13 protein-coding genes, 1 tRNA gene and 1 pseudogene are annotated in these 14,304 nt (G+C 64.6%); 6 read left to right on the top strand and 9 right to left on the bottom strand.

Annotated features, from left to right (window positions below):
• Positions 1-283 precede the first annotated feature (283 nt).
• A complete protein-coding gene (locus IRZ77_RS20280; RefSeq protein ID WP_108481386.1) occupies positions 284-1,180 on the top strand; it encodes a sensor histidine kinase in 897 nt (298 codons plus the stop codon).
• Positions 1,170-1,829, top strand: a complete 660-nt coding sequence (locus tag IRZ77_RS20285) for a response regulator (protein ID WP_046615837.1) — start codon at positions 1,170-1,172, stop codon at positions 1,827-1,829. The genes IRZ77_RS20280 and IRZ77_RS20285 overlap by 11 nt, the downstream gene beginning before the upstream one ends.
• Here IRZ77_RS20285 and yegS read toward each other — a convergent pair.
• Positions 1,813-2,700: a lipid kinase YegS gene (gene yegS / locus IRZ77_RS20290; protein WP_046615836.1), complete on the bottom strand. Its 888-nt coding sequence runs from the start codon at positions 2,698-2,700 to the stop codon at positions 1,813-1,815. The genes IRZ77_RS20285 and yegS overlap by 17 nt on opposite strands.
• A 255-nt stretch (positions 2,701-2,955) precedes the next feature.
• On the opposite strand from yegS, the gene IRZ77_RS20295 reads away from it, so the two are divergent.
• Positions 2,956-4,203 carry a glycosyltransferase family 4 protein gene (locus IRZ77_RS20295; protein WP_046615835.1) on the top strand — a complete coding sequence of 416 codons (1,248 nt, stop codon included), beginning with the start codon at positions 2,956-2,958 and terminating at the stop codon, positions 4,201-4,203.
• Here the strand turns inward: IRZ77_RS20295 and IRZ77_RS20300 are convergent.
• Together IRZ77_RS20300 and moaB are read right to left on the bottom strand one after the other, a co-directional pair.
• On the bottom strand, positions 4,192-5,379 hold the full coding sequence (locus IRZ77_RS20300; RefSeq protein WP_196174279.1) for a molybdopterin molybdotransferase MoeA: 1,188 nt from the start codon (positions 5,377-5,379) through the stop codon (positions 4,192-4,194). The two genes, IRZ77_RS20295 and IRZ77_RS20300, sit on opposite strands and share 12 nt — an antisense overlap.
• 22 nt (positions 5,380-5,401) lie before the next feature.
• The gene (gene moaB / locus IRZ77_RS20305; protein WP_025338313.1) at positions 5,402-5,941 is read right to left on the bottom strand and encodes a molybdenum cofactor biosynthesis protein B; all 540 of its coding nucleotides are present in this window, start codon (positions 5,939-5,941) and stop codon (positions 5,402-5,404) included.
• Positions 5,942-6,129: 188 nt separating this feature from the next.
• Here moaB and IRZ77_RS20310 point away from each other — a divergent pair, with 188 nt between their 5' ends.
• Together IRZ77_RS20310 and IRZ77_RS20315 are read left to right on the top strand one after the other, a co-directional pair.
• Positions 6,130-6,351, top strand: a complete 222-nt coding sequence (locus IRZ77_RS20310) for a YgdI/YgdR family lipoprotein (protein WP_025338312.1) — start codon at positions 6,130-6,132, stop codon at positions 6,349-6,351.
• An 80-nt stretch (positions 6,352-6,431) separates the two neighbouring features.
• Positions 6,432-6,508 (top strand) — tRNA-Pro (locus IRZ77_RS20315).
• Between the two features lie 190 nt (positions 6,509-6,698).
• Here IRZ77_RS20315 and mqo read toward each other — a convergent pair.
• From mqo to IRZ77_RS20330, 4 genes and pseudogenes are all read right to left on the bottom strand, one after another.
• Positions 6,699-8,273 (bottom strand): malate dehydrogenase (quinone), encoded by a 1,575-nt coding sequence (gene mqo, locus IRZ77_RS20320; protein WP_046615834.1) that lies wholly within the window; start codon positions 8,271-8,273, stop codon positions 6,699-6,701.
• A gap of 271 nt (positions 8,274-8,544) precedes the next feature.
• A complete protein-coding gene (locus IRZ77_RS27375) occupies positions 8,545-9,312 on the bottom strand; it encodes a methyl-accepting chemotaxis protein (protein WP_408003949.1) in 768 nt (255 codons plus the stop codon).
• 165 nt (positions 9,313-9,477) lie between these two features.
• Positions 9,478-10,161, bottom strand: a pseudogene (locus IRZ77_RS27380) (methyl-accepting chemotaxis protein); the annotation flags it as partial.
• Positions 10,162-10,353: 192 nt separating this feature from the next.
• Positions 10,354-12,117 carry an ABC transporter transmembrane domain-containing protein gene (locus IRZ77_RS20330; protein ID WP_196174277.1) on the bottom strand — a complete coding sequence of 588 codons (1,764 nt, stop codon included), beginning with the start codon at positions 12,115-12,117 and terminating at the stop codon, positions 10,354-10,356.
• 213 nt (positions 12,118-12,330) lie between these two features.
• Here IRZ77_RS20330 and IRZ77_RS20335 point away from each other — a divergent pair, with 213 nt between their 5' ends.
• Positions 12,331-12,504, top strand: coding sequence for a PA1571 family protein (locus tag IRZ77_RS20335; protein ID WP_173015109.1), 174 nt, complete (start codon positions 12,331-12,333; stop codon positions 12,502-12,504).
• Positions 12,505-12,597: 93 nt separating this feature from the next.
• On the opposite strand, the gene pdxB is transcribed toward IRZ77_RS20335, so the two are convergent.
• Both pdxB and tusA read right to left on the bottom strand, forming a co-directional pair.
• Positions 12,598-13,740, bottom strand: a complete 1,143-nt coding sequence (gene pdxB, locus IRZ77_RS20340) for a 4-phosphoerythronate dehydrogenase PdxB (RefSeq protein WP_046615831.1) — start codon at positions 13,738-13,740, stop codon at positions 12,598-12,600.
• A gap of 60 nt (positions 13,741-13,800) precedes the next feature.
• The gene (tusA, locus tag IRZ77_RS20345) at positions 13,801-14,043 is read right to left on the bottom strand and encodes a sulfurtransferase TusA (protein WP_003248727.1); all 243 of its coding nucleotides are present in this window, start codon (positions 14,041-14,043) and stop codon (positions 13,801-13,803) included.
• Positions 14,044-14,304: the final 261 nt, after the last annotated feature.

The following is a 14,304-nucleotide window of genomic DNA, read 5'->3' on the forward strand; positions in this document are numbered from 1 at the left end:
GTTGAATCAACAGCGCGCAAGTTCCATGGCAAGTGCCTGCTGCACAATAAAGCCAAGTGGCACTTTGCTACTCTCCCGCGCCCGCCCCGCCGGCGTTTCATACCTTTACCCGACCGCGACCAATGCACTGCGAAGTGGTAACATGCGCCCCCACAAACGCTTGCAACCTGCAGCAAGGTCGCAGGATCACGTGTTCGAAAGAAAATAGAAAGTACTGCTCCAAAGCCTCTGACATGGATTGTGCAAGGCCTCCATCAGCAATACTTCAGTGGCTTCCCTACCTATGTCCCCACGCTTGAAGACTTCTTTGCAGTGCTGCTCCCGCACAACCCTGCTGCGCTGGACGACGGTCGGGCTGTGCATGGCGTCGCTGGTCGCCAACCTGTCGCTGTACCTGGCCGACCAGGCGATCCCGACCAGCCTGCTGCTGCTGCAGTTGGCCGCCACGCTGGGCGCTGTGGTGCACCTGGCCATGGGCGCCAGGTCGATCAACCTGCGCCCGGCGGAGTTGGCCGAGCGCATGCTCAAGGTCCAGGAAGACGAGCGCCAGCATCTGAGCCGGGAATTGCACGATGACATCGGCCAGTTGCTCACCGCCGCCAAATTGCAGTTGCAGTGGCTGCAAAAGCGCATGCCCGATGACCTGCAAGGCCACTGCGACGCGCTGCGCAGCACGCTGGACGACACCCTGGGCAACGTGCGCGATGTCTCCGCCCTGCTCAACCCTCGGCAGTTGGCCAGCCTGGGCCTGGAAGCCAGCCTGCGCGCACACCTGGTGCGTACCCTGGGCAACAGCGGCGTGCACTGGAGCCTGGCGTGCAACCAGCGCCTGGGCGGCATCGACGAGGCCGTGGCCATGGCGGTTTTCCGCATCACCCAGGAAGCCGTGACCAACATGCTGCGCCACGCCCAGGCTCGCAACCTTGTCGTCCGCCTGCAGCGCACGCCTGAGGGGTTGGCGTTGTCGATCCACGACGATGGACGCGGTTTCGTGCCAGCCAGGCAACCGGCCGAAGCAGGCCAGCGGGGCTTGGCCGGCATGCAGGAGCGGGTAACCGCGCTGCAGGGCAGCCTGGACATCACCAGCCAGCTTGGCCTGGGCACGCACATCGAGGCGATGTTCCCATGGCCACCGCGCACCCAGGAACGCGCCAGGAGTACTGCAACCCATGACCTGTAGGCTGCTGCTGGTAGACGACCACTCGCTGATCCGCGCCGGGGTGCGCGCACTGGTCTGCGACATCCCTGGCTATGATGTGATCGGTGAAGCCGACGATGGCAGCCAGTTGCTCGAACAGGTGCGTACGCTGGCACCGGACATTGTCCTGCTGGACATCTCCATGCGCTCCACCAGCGGGCTGGACGCCCTCACCCAACTGCGCGCCAGCGGCAGCACCTGCAAGGTGCTGATCCTGTCGATGCACACCGACCCGGACCTGATCATGCGGGCCCTGGAAAGCGGCGCACACGGCTACCTGCTCAAGGACACCAGCGCCACCGAACTGGAACAGGCCCTTACCGCGGTGCGCAATGGCGAGCGCTACCTCAGCCCGGCCATCGCCCATACGGTCATCAACCAGGCGCTTCTGCACACCAGGCAGGGCAAGCAACCCGCAGGCGAGCGGCATAACCTCACGGCGCGACAGCTGGAGATCCTGCGCCTGATCGTGCGTGGCAAGTCCACGCGAGAAATCGCCACCGGGCTGGGCCTGTCGATCAAGACCGTGGAAACCCACCGCTCGCAAATCATGAAACGCCTGCAGATCCATGATGTGGCCGGCCTGGTGCTGTTCGCAGTGCGCGAGAAAATCATCAGCCTGGACGACTGAGCAACGGCGACCCCTCTGGCAAGTGCAGGCGCAGCGCAGCGGGCCTGGCCTTGAAGCGCAACTTGTCGGCCTGCACCGGCTCGCCATCCAGGTTGATGTCCAACCCTTGCGAGCACTTGATCTCGACCCAGGGCAACCTGGCCCTGACCAACAACCCGTTGCCAGCCAACAGTTCACGCAGCGCCCCGACCATCTCCTGAGGTGCCGGCAGGATGGCGATATCGAGCAAGCCATCATCCACCAGGGCCTCGGGGCACAGCACTTGCCCACCCCCGGCCTGGCGACCGTTGCCGATCCCCAGCGCCAGCAGGTCACCCTGCCAGTCGAAACCCGGCCCTCGCAGCTCGACCGAGGCTGCCTGCAGTTCGCTGAAACGCGACAAGCCAGTGAACAGGTAGGCGGCAGCGCCCAGCACTTTCTTCAGGTCTTCGGAGGTATTGGCCGTGACCTGGCTGCCAAAACCGCCCGTGGCCATGTTGAGGAACAACTGGTCACCGGCCTGGCCCAGGTCTATTGGCCGCGCGGGTATGTTCAGCAAGGCCAGTGCAGTGGCAGGCTCCAGGGGTATGCCGGCGGCCTTGGCAAAATCGTTGGCCGTACCCAGCGGCAACAACGCCAGGCTGGCCTGAGTACCTGCAAGCCCCATGGCCTCGGCGACATCACGCAACGTGCCATCCCCACCTCCGGCGACGATATGGCCGTAGCCGGCAGCCAGGGCCTCGGTGACCAGGCGCTGGGCGTCACCGGCCTCCCAGGTGACCCGCACATCCAGTACCCAGCCACTATCGCGCAAGCCATGCACGGCGCTGCGCACGTCTTCGTTCATGGCCTGCTTGCCATGCAGGATCAGCATTGCCTTGCGCCCTTGCATGTGTGCGCCTCCGTGAAGTGATCAACCCAGATCTCGACCCTTCGCAACCGCGGATCGTTGCATGCATCCCAAAAAATAGCAGGCCAACGCGGTCGATTTTGTGGGAGCGGCCAGTCTTTTCCCCACGCCTGGCAATGCCCGGCTATGCTCAGCAGATACACTTTATTGCCACGGACGCGCCCCCGGCAGTGGTTCTACCACTGCTGCCCAAGGGCGCGTCTTGCTATCCGCAGCCTTTAGCGAGGATTTCGGGTCATGCGCATTCTCTGGACACTGCCGTACCTACCCTGGCCGACCACCAGCGGCAGCAAGACACGGCAATACCACCTGATACGCGCCCTGGCACAGCGGGGTCACCGGATTACCCTGCTGGTGCAATCGAAGATCCCGCTGGGCGATGCCGCCCGCGAGGCCCTGGAACCGCTGCTCGAGCGCCTGATCGTGCTGCCCCGTCGCCCCCTGCACAGCCCGCTCAACCTGCTGGCCTCGCCAATCATCGCCTACCCCATGCGGGCAATCATCAATGGCCTGGCTCCTTGCCTGCGGCACCGCTTCGAGCAATTGCTTGACGAACCCTGGGATGTGATCCAGATCGAGCACAGCTACAGTTTTCAACCCTTCGAAAAGGCCTTGCAGGCACGCGGACTGCCGTACATGCTCAGCGAACACACCCTGGAATCGGTTATGGGTGGCGCCAGCCACGATCGCCTGCCGCTATGGCTGCGCCCGCTCAACGCCTTCGACCGCTGGCGCTATCGACGCTGGGAACAGCGAGTATTGCGCCAACCAACCGAACTGGTGGTGGTCAGCACCCACGATGCCGAGCTGATCGCGCAGATCAGTGGACGCCCGGTGAACGTGGTGGTCAATGGCGTGGATTGTGATTTCTACCAGCACGTGCAACCTGCGCTGCACAGCCAGCGCTTGCTGTTCGTTGGCAACTTCGAGTATGGCGCGAACCTGGAGGCCATCGAATGGGCGCTGGAAGACATCATGCCGCAGGTCTGGATGAGCAACCCGGCGGTGCGCCTGGCGATTGCCGGGCATGCCATGCCCGCCAGCTGGAAACTGCACTGGAACGACCCGCGCATCGAATGGTTCGGCTACCGCCCCGACTTGCGTGAGCTGCAGCGGCGTTCGGCGCTGTTCTTCGCACCGCTGCGCTATGCCGGTGGCTCCAAGGTGAAGATCCTCGAAGCGATGGCCGCGGGCTTACCGGTGATCACCACCGGCAAAGGCGTTTCAGGCCTGACCGCGAACAACGGTGAGCACTACCTGGGCAGTGAGGATGGCGACCAGCTTGCCCTGCTGATCACCCAGTTGCTCAACCAGCCTTGGCGCATGAGCCAGTTGAGCGCTGCCGGGCGCCAGTTCGCCCGCCAGCGACATGACTGGAGCGTGGCCGCCCAGCAACTGGAGAACGTGCACATGCGCCTGGCCCAGGCGGCACCGGTCGAGGCGGCGCCACTGGGCAGTGCCTTGCTGGGCCGCTCAGCCAAGTAGTTCGCTGAAGGGAATGAACGGCACGCTGTCCCCCCGCGTCGGCGTACTGCCTTCGCGCACCTCCACCAACCCCTCCGCCCAGGCCGCACTGCGCAGCACGCCAGAGCTCTGGTTCTTGTAGATGCGCACCTGGCCCTGTTCGATACGTGCGCGCAGGTATTCGCGGCGCGTGCCGGCCTTGGGCCAGTCAAAGCCGGCCGGCATGTCGAAGCGCAGCGGCGTGACATCGGTCACACCCTGACGCCGCAACAGGTAGGGCCGGGTCAGCAGGCCGAAGGTGACCAGGGTCGAGGCCGGGTTACCCGGCAGCCCGATTACCGGCACACCCTGGAAGTGGCCGAAGGTCAGCGGCTTGCCCGGTTTGATCGCCAGCTTCCACAAGGCCAGCTCGCCGGCTTCGCGCAGGGCGGCGCCGAGGTAGTCGGCCTCCCCCACCGAGACACCGCCGGTGGACAGGATCAGGTCGACATCGCCCAGCTCGGCCAGGCAGCTGCGGGTGCGTGCCAGGTCATCCGGCAGGATGCCCGCATCGACCACGTCGCAGCCCAGCCGCTGCAACCAGCTGACCAGCAGCCGGCGATTACTGTTGTAGATCTGCCCCGGCCCCAGCGGCAGGCCGGGTTCGACCAGTTCGTCACCGGTGGACAGCACCGCCACCCGCACCTTGCGCACCACGTCCAGCCGGCCGTGGCCCAGGGTCGCGGCCAGGCCCAGCTCGATCGGCCCAAGCCGGGTGCCGGCGCTCATCACCTGTTCGCCCTTGCGGGTTTCCTGGCCCTGGGGACGAATGTTCTGCCCGATCTTCAGCGCTTCAAGAAAGCGTACCCGGCCATCCTCCGCCACTTGGGTGTTTTCCTGCATCTCGACGCAGTCGGCGCCTTCGGGCAGCGGCGCCCCGGTGAAGATACGCGCACAGGTGCCCGGTTGCAGCGGCTGCGGCGCATGGCCGGCGAAAATCCGCTGGCTGACCGGCAGGGGTTTGCCCTGCCAGTCGGCCAGACGCAAGGCATAACCGTCCATGGCGCTGTTCGGCCACGGTGGCAGGTCGAGCGAGGCCACCAGGTCGGTGGCCAGCACACGGCCCTCGGCTTCGGCCAGCGGCAGGTTCTCGGTGTCGCGGATCGGTGCCGCTTCGGCCAATGCCAGCAGCTGCTCCAGGGCCTGTTCCACCGGCATCAGCGGCCGGGCCTGGGGCACCTCAACCACGGCTGTCGCAGGCCGCTGCCTGCTTCAGGTGCGGCACGAAGTTGCACGGGCGATGGCGGGCATCCAGCTGCTCGGCGAGGATGCCGTCCCAACCGGTGCGCACCGCGTTGGTCGAACCCGGCAGGCAGCACACCAGGGTACCGTTGGCCAGCCCGGCCAGGGCCCGCGACTGCACCGTGGAGGTGCCGATGTCGGCCACGGAAATCTGCCGGAACAGCTCACCAAAGCCTTCTACCTGCTTGTCCAGCAGGCAGGCCACGGCCTCGGGGGTGCTGTCGCGGCCGGTAAAGCCGGTGCCACCGGTGATCAGCACCACCTGCACGCTGTCATCGGCGATCCAGGTGGCGACCTGGGCGCGAATCTTGTACAAGTCGTCTTTCAGCAGCACGCGCTCGGCCAGGCGATGACCGGCCGCGCTCAGCCGGTCGACGAACAGCTGGCCGGAAGTATCGGTGTCGAAGGTGCGGGTGTCGCTGACCGTGAGCACGGCGATGTTCAGCGGCACGAATGGGGTATCTGCCTTGGCTTTCATGGGGGTCCGTCACAAGAACATGGGATGGCCGCAGTTATAACACAGCACGCGCCCATCACAGCGTGACGCCCGTGGCCCTTGCTCTCGATCAATGCCACAAGTTTGCCGCTATGCTGCACTGTAGACGGAACTTGCGTGGACGCCCTGCGTCTTAATGTCATCTAGCACCATCGCACTGGAGAAACACGATGATTCAACGGACCCTACCCGCCTTTCTGCTCGCCTTGGGCCTGGGCGCCCTCGCTGGCTGCGCATCGCCAACCGTCATTACCCTGAACGACGGTCGCGAAATCCAGGCCACCGACACACCGAAGTTCGATGAAGACTCCGGTTTTTATGAATTCGAGCAGCTGGACGGCAAGCGCACGCGCCTGAACAAGGACCAGATCCGCACCGTCAAAGAGCTCTGATCGCAGCCTGTTTTTTGCAAAGGCCCTTTTAACAACAAGGGCTTGCGTGCAAAAAAAGTATGCAGTAGGATTTCCTTCATCGGAGTGTAGCGCAGCCAGGTAGCGCGTCTCGTTCGGGACGAGAAGGCCGCAGGTTCGAATCCTGTCTCTCCGACCAAATCCTCGTCAAAAAGCCCGCCTCGTGCGGGCTTTTTGTTGTGCATCGAAAAGTTCCTGTAGGAGCGGCCTTGTGTCGCGATGGGCCGCAAAGCGGCCCCAGATCCCGGCATCGTTGCACATATCGCCGGGGCTGCTTCGCAGCCCTCTCGCGACACAAGGCCGCTCCTACAAAGGGCTGCATCAAGCGGTCATAACGCTTGCTCGGCCTCCACCGGCGCATACAGCAACTGCAGGCGCTCGCTGCTCCATGCCCGGGTCTGGTTGGTCAGCGCCAGGTTGTTGTTCAGCTTCTGGCCATAGCTCGGCACGATTTCCTTGAGCCTGGCCTGCCAGGCTGGCGACTGGATACGGTCCTTGAAGGTCTTTTCCAGCACGGTCAGCATGATCGGCGCCGCGGTCGAGGCGCCCGGCGATGCCCCCAGCAACGCAGCGATGCTGCCGTCCTGGGCCGCCACCACTTCTGTACCGAATTGCAGCACACCGCCCAGTACCGGGTCCTTCTTGATCACCTGAACCCGCTGGCCGGCCTGCAGCAGCTTCCAGTCTTCGTTCTTGGCGTTGGGGAAGTACTCGCGCAGCGCGTTCATGCGGTCATCGAAACTGAGCATCAACTGCCCCATCAGATAAGTGCTGAGGTCGATGTTGTCGATACCGGCATTGACCATCGGCAGTACGTTGTGGCTGTTCAGCGAGGCGAACATGTCCAGCAGCGAGCCGTGCTTGAGGTACTTGGTGGAGAAGGTGGCGAACGGACCGAACAGCAGCACCTGCTTGCCATCGATCATCCGCGTGTCCAGGTGCGGTACCGACATCGGCGGCGCGCCGACCGAGGCCTTGCCGTACAGCTTGGCCTGGTGGCGGGCGATCAGGTCTGGGTTGTCGGTCATCAGGAACTGGCCGCCGACCGGGAAGCCGGCATAGCCTTCGGCTTCGGGGATGCCCGACTTCTGCAGCAGCTTCAGCGCACCACCACCAGCACCAATGAACACGAAACGGGCGTTGACGGCCTTTTCCTCGCCGCCGTTGGCCAGGTCGGCCACCCGCACATGCCAGGTACCATCGTCGTTGCGCACGATGTCGCGCACTTCATGGCGCAGGTTCAGCGACACATTGGGGTTGCGGGTCATCGCGGCGAACAGCTGGCGGGTGATTTCGCCAAAGTTCACGTCGGTGCCAATGGCCATGCGCGTGGCGGCGACCTTCTGCCCCGGGTCACGGCCTTCCATCACCAGCGGTGCCCACTTGCGGATCTGCTCGTGGTCTTCGGAGATTTCCATGCCGCGGAACAGCGAGCTGTGCTGCAGGGCGTCGACGCGCTTGTGCAGGAAGGCAACGTTGTCGTCGCCCCAGACAAAGCTCATGTGTGGCACGTTGTTGATGAACGACTTCGGGTTGCTCAGCACACCCTGCTCGACCTGGTGGGCCCAGAATTGCTTGGACACCTCGAACTGCTCGTTGACCCCGACAGCCTTGCTGATGTCGATGCTGCCGTCTTTGCCGACGCTGGTGTAGTTCAGCTCGCAGAACGCGGAGTGACCGGTACCGGCGTTGTTCCAGGCGTTGGAGCTTTCTTCGGCCACCTGGTCCAGGCGCTCGTAGATGTCGACCTTCCAGGAAGGCTCCAGCTCGGTGAGGTAGGTGCCCAGGCTGGCACTCATGATGCCACCGCCGATCAGCAGCACGTCGACGGTCTTTTCCGGTTCCGCGGGTTTGGAGCAGCCGATGACGCCCAGGCAGAGGAACGTCAGCAGGAATTTCTTCATTGATGTTATCCAGTTGTTGTGTACACGCGCGCCGCCTTGAGCAGGGAACGTGCCAACTGAGTCTGGAGCAGTGAAATACGGGGGGGCGGCGACGGGTCGCATGGCGACAATCCGCCAGTGGGGAAGAGTTTGCCCCTGTCAGATGGCGGGTTTCCCCCTGGGGCCGCTACGCGCCCCATCGCCGGCAAGCCAGCTCCCCCAAAGAGCAGGCCTGCACAGCCGCGGTGGGAGCTGGGTTGCCGGCGATGGGCTGCGCAGCGGCCCCTTGAAATCAGGCGCTCAGGCGGGAGGTGACTTCGCCCAGTTGCCCGGACAATCCATGCAAGCGCTGCCCCGCCTGCTCGGTATGTTGTACGGCCTGCTGGTTAGCCGTGGCGATGCGGGTGATTTCGATCAGGTTGCAGGAGATGTCCTCGGCCACGCTGGTCTGCTCTTCGGCCGCGGTAGCGATCTGCCGGTTCATGTCGCGGATCGCTTCCACTGCCAAGGTGATACGCTGCAGCATCTGCCCGGCTTGCTGCACCTGCTCGGCACCCTCCTCGCTGCGCTGCTGGCCGCTTTCGATGGCCTTGACCGCCTCCACCGCCCCCGATTGCACCGCCTCGATGATCTGGTGGATCTCGGCGATCGATGCCGCCGTCCGCTGGGCCAGGCTGCGCACTTCATCGGCGACTACCGCAAAACCTCGCCCGGCCTCGCCGGCACGGGCCGCTTCGATGGCCGCGTTGAGCGCCAGCAGGTTGGTCTGCTCGGCAATACCGCGGATCACCTCGAGGACTTTGCCAATGCGCGTGCTGTCATGCTCCAGGTCGCGTATCACCGCCGCCGTACCGGCAATTTCGCGGTTGACCGCGCCGATGATGTCGATGGTCTGCTGCATCACCTGCTCGCCCGCCTGGGCACTGTGGTCGGCATCGTCCGCCGCGCGGGCGGCCTCGGCGGCGTGGCGGGCGACTTCCTGGGCGGTGGCGGACATCTCGTGCATGGCCGTGGCCACCTGGTCGGTGCGCTGGAACTGGTCGTGGGTACCACGGGCCATGTCGCCGGCGATGCTGCGCAACTGGCCACTGGCGCCTTCCAGTTCCTGGGCGTTGTCCTGCAGCCGGCCGACCGTGTCGGCAAGGAAGTCGCGCAGGGTATTGGCGGCCCGCGCCAGGCGGCCCAGTTCGTCCTCGCGGCGGCTGTCTACCCGGGCGGCAAAGCGGCCCTGGCTAAGCTGCGCGACATAGTCGATCAACTGGCGGATCGGCTCGACCAGGCTGCGGTTGACCAACCACAGACTGAGCAGCCCCACCAGCACGGCCGAGACCAGCATCACCAGCAGGCCCACCCATACCGTGCGCTCGGCGCCAGCACTGAGGCTGGCGGCGTGCTGAAGGGCCTCGGCACGCAATTGCTCGACCAGTTCGCTCATCTGCTCGCTGGCGGCGCGGTCCACGCCCTTGACCGCCTGGTCGCCTGCCACAGGGTCGCCGCCCGCCGCCAGGAATGCCTGGCGACCCTGCGCATAGGCTTGGCCCAGCTGCCGGTGGCTGTCACGCAGCTGCTGCAACGGCGCCTTCAGCCTGGCGTCGCTGCTGTCGATCAATTGTCCGAGCAGTTTCTGCACCTGCTGCTCGCGAGCCTGGAACTGCTGCCAGTACTTGTCCATGTCAGCCGGCTGGCGCCCGCGCAGCAGCACGTTCTTCCATTCCTGCACCTGAATCTTGAACTGCAGGTTGGCTTCGTCAATCAGTTGCGAGGCCCGCAGCGGCCCGTCAACCAGCTCGGCGTAGCCGCGCACGCTGGAGGAAAGGAACTGGAAGCACACCAGGGCGATCAGCAACATCGCCACCAGACTGCCGCCGAGCAGGGAGAGAATTTGCACTCTGAGGGATTTACGCAACATCTTGGATCTCGGAAAGCAGGAGGAAGACCGTAGGGCCGCGCAAGCTGGCAACAAGGTGCAACGCAGCCCGGTTGCTGGCAGGCCAAAAAAAGGCTGCCATCAAGCAATGGCAGCCAGGTCGAGCACTTACGCAACAGTTGAGCTAGATACTCTCAGGCAATTACTACAGAAATGTTACAGAGCCACGACAAGCTAACCCGTGGTGAACTGCAGGGCCGCCAGCCGGGCATACAGTGGGCTCTCTTCGATCAACTGGCGGTGCGTCCCCACCGCCACCAGCCGGCCCTTGTCGATGACCGCGATACGGTCGGCATGCTGGACCGTAGCCAGCCGATGGGCGATCACCAGGGTGGTGCGCCCGGCCATCAGGCTGGGCAGCGCCTGCTGGATCAGGTGTTCGCTTTGCGCGTCGAGTGCGCTGGTGGCTTCGTCCAGCAACAGGATCGGCGCATCGACCAGCAACGCACGGGCAATGGCCAGGCGCTGCCGCTGACCGCCAGACAGGCCGATGCCGCCCTCGCCCAGCGGTGTCTGGTAGCCCTGCGGCAATTGCCGGATGAATGCATCGGCATGAGCACCTCGGGCCGCTGCCTCGACCTCGGCCAGGGTCGCCTCGGGCCGGCCATAGCGGATGTTGGCCTCGACCGTGCCGCGAAACAGCGAAGGGTTCTGTGCTACCAGGGCGAACTGATGGCGCAGGTGATCGGGGTCGAGCTCGGTGATCGCCCGGCCATCAAGCAGGATGCGCCCCTGCTGGGGATCGTAGAAGCGCAGCAACAAATCGAACAGGGTCGACTTGCCCGCCCCCGACGGGCCCACCAGCGCCACGGTCTGCCCCGGCTCGATGGCCAGGCTCAGGCCATCGACAGCCGCCACCGAGGGCCGTGATGGGTAGGCGAACACCAACTGCTGCAGCTCGATACGCCCACTGGCCCGCTGCTGCGGCAGCACCTGCGCCATGGCCGGCGGCAGGATCGCACTGCGCGCCGCCAACAGTTCGGCAATGCGCTCGGCGGCGCCCGCCGCCCGCTGCAACTCGCCAATCACCTCGCTGAGGGTGCCGAACGCACTGCCGACGATCAGGCTGTAGAACACAAAGGCGGCCAGTTCGCCCGCAGAAATGCGCCCGGCGATCACGTCCATGCCGCCAACCCACAACATCACCCCCACCGCTCCAAGAACCAGCACGATCACCAAGGTGATAAGCCAGGCACGCTGGACAATCCGCTGCCGGGCCACGGCAAACGCCGCTTCGACCGTACCGGCGAACAGCTGGCGGTCATGCGCCTGGTGGTTGTAGGCCTGCACGGTCTTGATCTGTCCGAGGGTCTCGGCCACATAGCTACCCACATCCGCCACCCGGTCCTGGCTTTGCCGCGACAGGCTGCGTACGCGGCGGCCGAACAGCAGGATCGGTGCCAGCACCAGTGGCAGGGCCACCACCACGATGCTGGTGAGCTTGGGGTTGGTGATGAACAGCAATACCACGCCACCGATGACCATCAGCGCGTTGCGCAGAAACATCGACAGCGAAGAGCCGATTACCGATTGCAGCAAGGTGGTGTCGGCGGTCAGCCGCGACTGGATCTCGGAGCTGCGGTTGTCTTCGAAAAACCCGGGATGCAGGCCGATCAGGTGGTCGAACACGGCCCGACGGATATCGGCCACGCAGCGCTCGCCGATCCACGACACCAGGTAGAAGCGGCTGAAGGTACCCACTGCCAGGGCCACCACCAACAGCAGGAACAGGCCAATGGTCTGGTTGAGCTGATGCGCGGAGCGGGTCATGAAGCCCTGGTCCACCAGCAGGCGGATGCCCTGGCCCATGGACAGGGTGATGGCGGCGGTGACTACCAGGGCCAGCAAGGCCAGCAGCACCTGGCGACGGTACGGACGGACAAACTGCCAACCCAGGCGCAGGGCGCGGCGTTGGCGCGGGGAAACCGATTCGGGCATGGCGCAGACTACATTGGCGGGGAAACCGCAGCCTACCACTCATCCACGCCTGTGGAACCCTTGCAGGGTTGCTATAGCCTATCGGTCTAACCAGGCTATGGAGCTTTACTGCCGTTTCTGTTGGACTGTGCCTGCCGTGACCCTGCAGGTACTGTCACAGGCCAGTCACGGCACAGGGTTAACCTGCGCTTGAACCTGATGAGGAGACAATACATGAGCTTGCAGCATGGCAGCGACAACCAGAAGCCCCGGAATACCCCTCAGCCGCAGGTGTGCGGTTCGATCATCGATGCCCAGGGGCGCGAAGTACCGATCACCGAGCAGATGATCCAGCAGGCATGCAAGGCCCTGGAAGAAAGCCGGGTCGAGCGCGTACGCAAAGGTTGATCGGCGAATTCTTGCAACCCGGCGCTTGCGCCGGGTTTTTATTTGCCTGAATCCTGTACCCGCGAAGAGGCCGGTACAGCTTTCAAAAGGCTGTCAGACCAACACCCCACCCAAGGCACTTACCAGCTGCGCCAACTGCGGCGACTCCCCGCGCAAGCGCACCATCAGCCCCTCTATCTCGCGCCGTGGCGGGTACTGCTTGCGCAACTGGTCGAACGCTGCACGCTGCTGCTGCGGGTCGTCGCTGAGGCTGCGGCGGAAATCGGCATCGTCGCGACGTGGGTCGTATACCGCACGGCACAAGGTGGCCAAGGCCCAGGCCGGGTCGGTGCTGGCATCGAGCTCGATCTGCGCCAGCGGCGGCCGGGGCAGCAGGTCGGCCAGTTGCACTTGTTCATCCACACCGAGGAAGCGGCACAGCGCCTGGTAGATCTGCGCCGTACCACGCTGGCGGCCGTCGAGGCTGTAGCCGGCAATGTGCGGCGAAGCCAGCGTACACAGGTCGGCCAGTTGCAGGTCGACCTGCGGCTCCCCCTCCCACACATCCAGCACCGCATGCAGGTCTTCGCGGTCCAGCAGCAGTTCGCGCAGGGCGGCGTTGTCCACCACCGGGCCACGGCTGGCATTGACCAGCCAGGCACCGGGGCGCAACTGCGCCAGCTGCGCCTGGCCCAGCAGGTGCCAGGTCGGGTGCTCGCCGCCACGCTGCAAGGGGGTGTGCAGGCTGATCACATCGCACTGTTGCAGGATGGTCTCGAGGCTGACGTAGTCACCGCCCTCGGCGGCCTGGCGCAGCGGGTCACATACCAGTACCTTCCAGCCCAGGCCGTGCAGCACCCGCACCAGGCGGCCACCTACCTCACCCGCACCCACCACACCATACACGCGCTCGGGCAGTGCCACGCCATCCAGTTCGGCCAGGGTCAGCAGGCTGCCCAGCACATAATCGACCACGCCGCGGGCATTGCAGCCAGGTGCGCTGCTCCAGTGGATGCCAGCCTCGGCAAAGTAGTTCAGGTCGAGGTGGTCGGTGCCGATGGTGCAGGTACCGACAAAGCGCACGCGGCTGCCTTCGAGCAACTGGCGGTCGACCTTGGTCACCGAGCGCACCAGCAGGATGTCGGCGTCCTTTACGCTGGCGGCATCGAGGCTTCGGCCGGGGTAACGGCGGATTTCGCCGAACCCCTGGAAGAAGGCATCGAGCAGCGGGATGTTCTCGTCGGCAACTATCAGCATGGCGCTCTCCTGTCTGGGGAACGCAGTGTAGGCGCAACGCCGGGTGTGTTCCAGAGCGGCTCAGTCGGCTTTCTTGCGGATCCAGTACAGGAAGGTACCGGCGTCTTCCTGCTGCTGCAGCAGTTCGTGGCCGAGGAAGTTGCAGAACTTGGGGATGTCGCGGCGGGTCGAGGGGTCGGTGGCGATGACCTTGAGCAGGCCGCCAGCGGCCAGGTTACGCACGTGCTGGTGCAGCATCATCACCGGTTCCGGGCAGTTCAGGCCGGTGGCGTCGAGGATGGCGTCGGGGGTGAAATCAGTCATGGGGGACTCCGCAAATGATCGCTATTGTCGCGCATCGCGCGACGTGGACCAAGCACCGCCTGTGAAGACGCGCCCTGCTCTTGCTCTTGTTCTTGCTCTTGCTCTTGATCTTGATCTTGATCTTGATCTTGATCTTGATCTTCGCGACTTCAGGAGGCCGAGCAGAGGTTTTGCGGAGGGAGGTGACGGGCATGGATGCCCGTCAAGCGCTGAGGCCCCATGGATGGGGCCTGCAGCGCGTACTCCCGGGAGCAAGACCGG

Origin of the sequence: Pseudomonas pudica (assembly GCF_015680405.1) — a bacterium.
Lineage (GTDB): Bacteria > Pseudomonadota > Gammaproteobacteria > Pseudomonadales > Pseudomonadaceae > Aquipseudomonas > Aquipseudomonas pudica.

Bases quoted from the DNA above. Each gene is read 5' to 3' on its own strand.
- IRZ77_RS20280 (WP_108481386.1), top strand. From the start codon at position 284: ATGTCCCCACGCTTGAAGACTTCTTTGCAGTGCTGCTCCCGCACAACC.
- IRZ77_RS20285 (WP_046615837.1), top strand. From the start codon at position 1,170: ATGACCTGTAGGCTGCTGCTGGTAGACGACCACTCGCTGATCCGCGCC.
- yegS (WP_046615836.1), bottom strand. From the start codon at position 2,700: ATGCAAGGGCGCAAGGCAATGCTGATCCTGCATGGCAAGCAGGCCATG.
- IRZ77_RS20295 (WP_046615835.1), top strand. From the start codon at position 2,956: ATGCGCATTCTCTGGACACTGCCGTACCTACCCTGGCCGACCACCAGC.
- IRZ77_RS20300 (WP_196174279.1), bottom strand. From the start codon at position 5,379: ATGCCGGTGGAACAGGCCCTGGAGCAGCTGCTGGCATTGGCCGAAGCG.
- moaB (WP_025338313.1), bottom strand. From the start codon at position 5,941: ATGAAAGCCAAGGCAGATACCCCATTCGTGCCGCTGAACATCGCCGTG.
- IRZ77_RS20310 (WP_025338312.1), top strand. From the start codon at position 6,130: ATGATTCAACGGACCCTACCCGCCTTTCTGCTCGCCTTGGGCCTGGGC.
- mqo (WP_046615834.1), bottom strand. From the start codon at position 8,273: ATGAAGAAATTCCTGCTGACGTTCCTCTGCCTGGGCGTCATCGGCTGC.
- IRZ77_RS27375 (WP_408003949.1), bottom strand. From the start codon at position 9,312: ATGGCCCGTGGTACCCACGACCAGTTCCAGCGCACCGACCAGGTGGCC.
- IRZ77_RS20330 (WP_196174277.1), bottom strand. From the start codon at position 12,117: ATGCCCGAATCGGTTTCCCCGCGCCAACGCCGCGCCCTGCGCCTGGGT.
- IRZ77_RS20335 (WP_173015109.1), top strand. From the start codon at position 12,331: ATGAGCTTGCAGCATGGCAGCGACAACCAGAAGCCCCGGAATACCCCT.
- pdxB (WP_046615831.1), bottom strand. From the start codon at position 13,740: ATGCTGATAGTTGCCGACGAGAACATCCCGCTGCTCGATGCCTTCTTC.
- tusA (WP_003248727.1), bottom strand. From the start codon at position 14,043: ATGACTGATTTCACCCCCGACGCCATCCTCGACGCCACCGGCCTGAAC.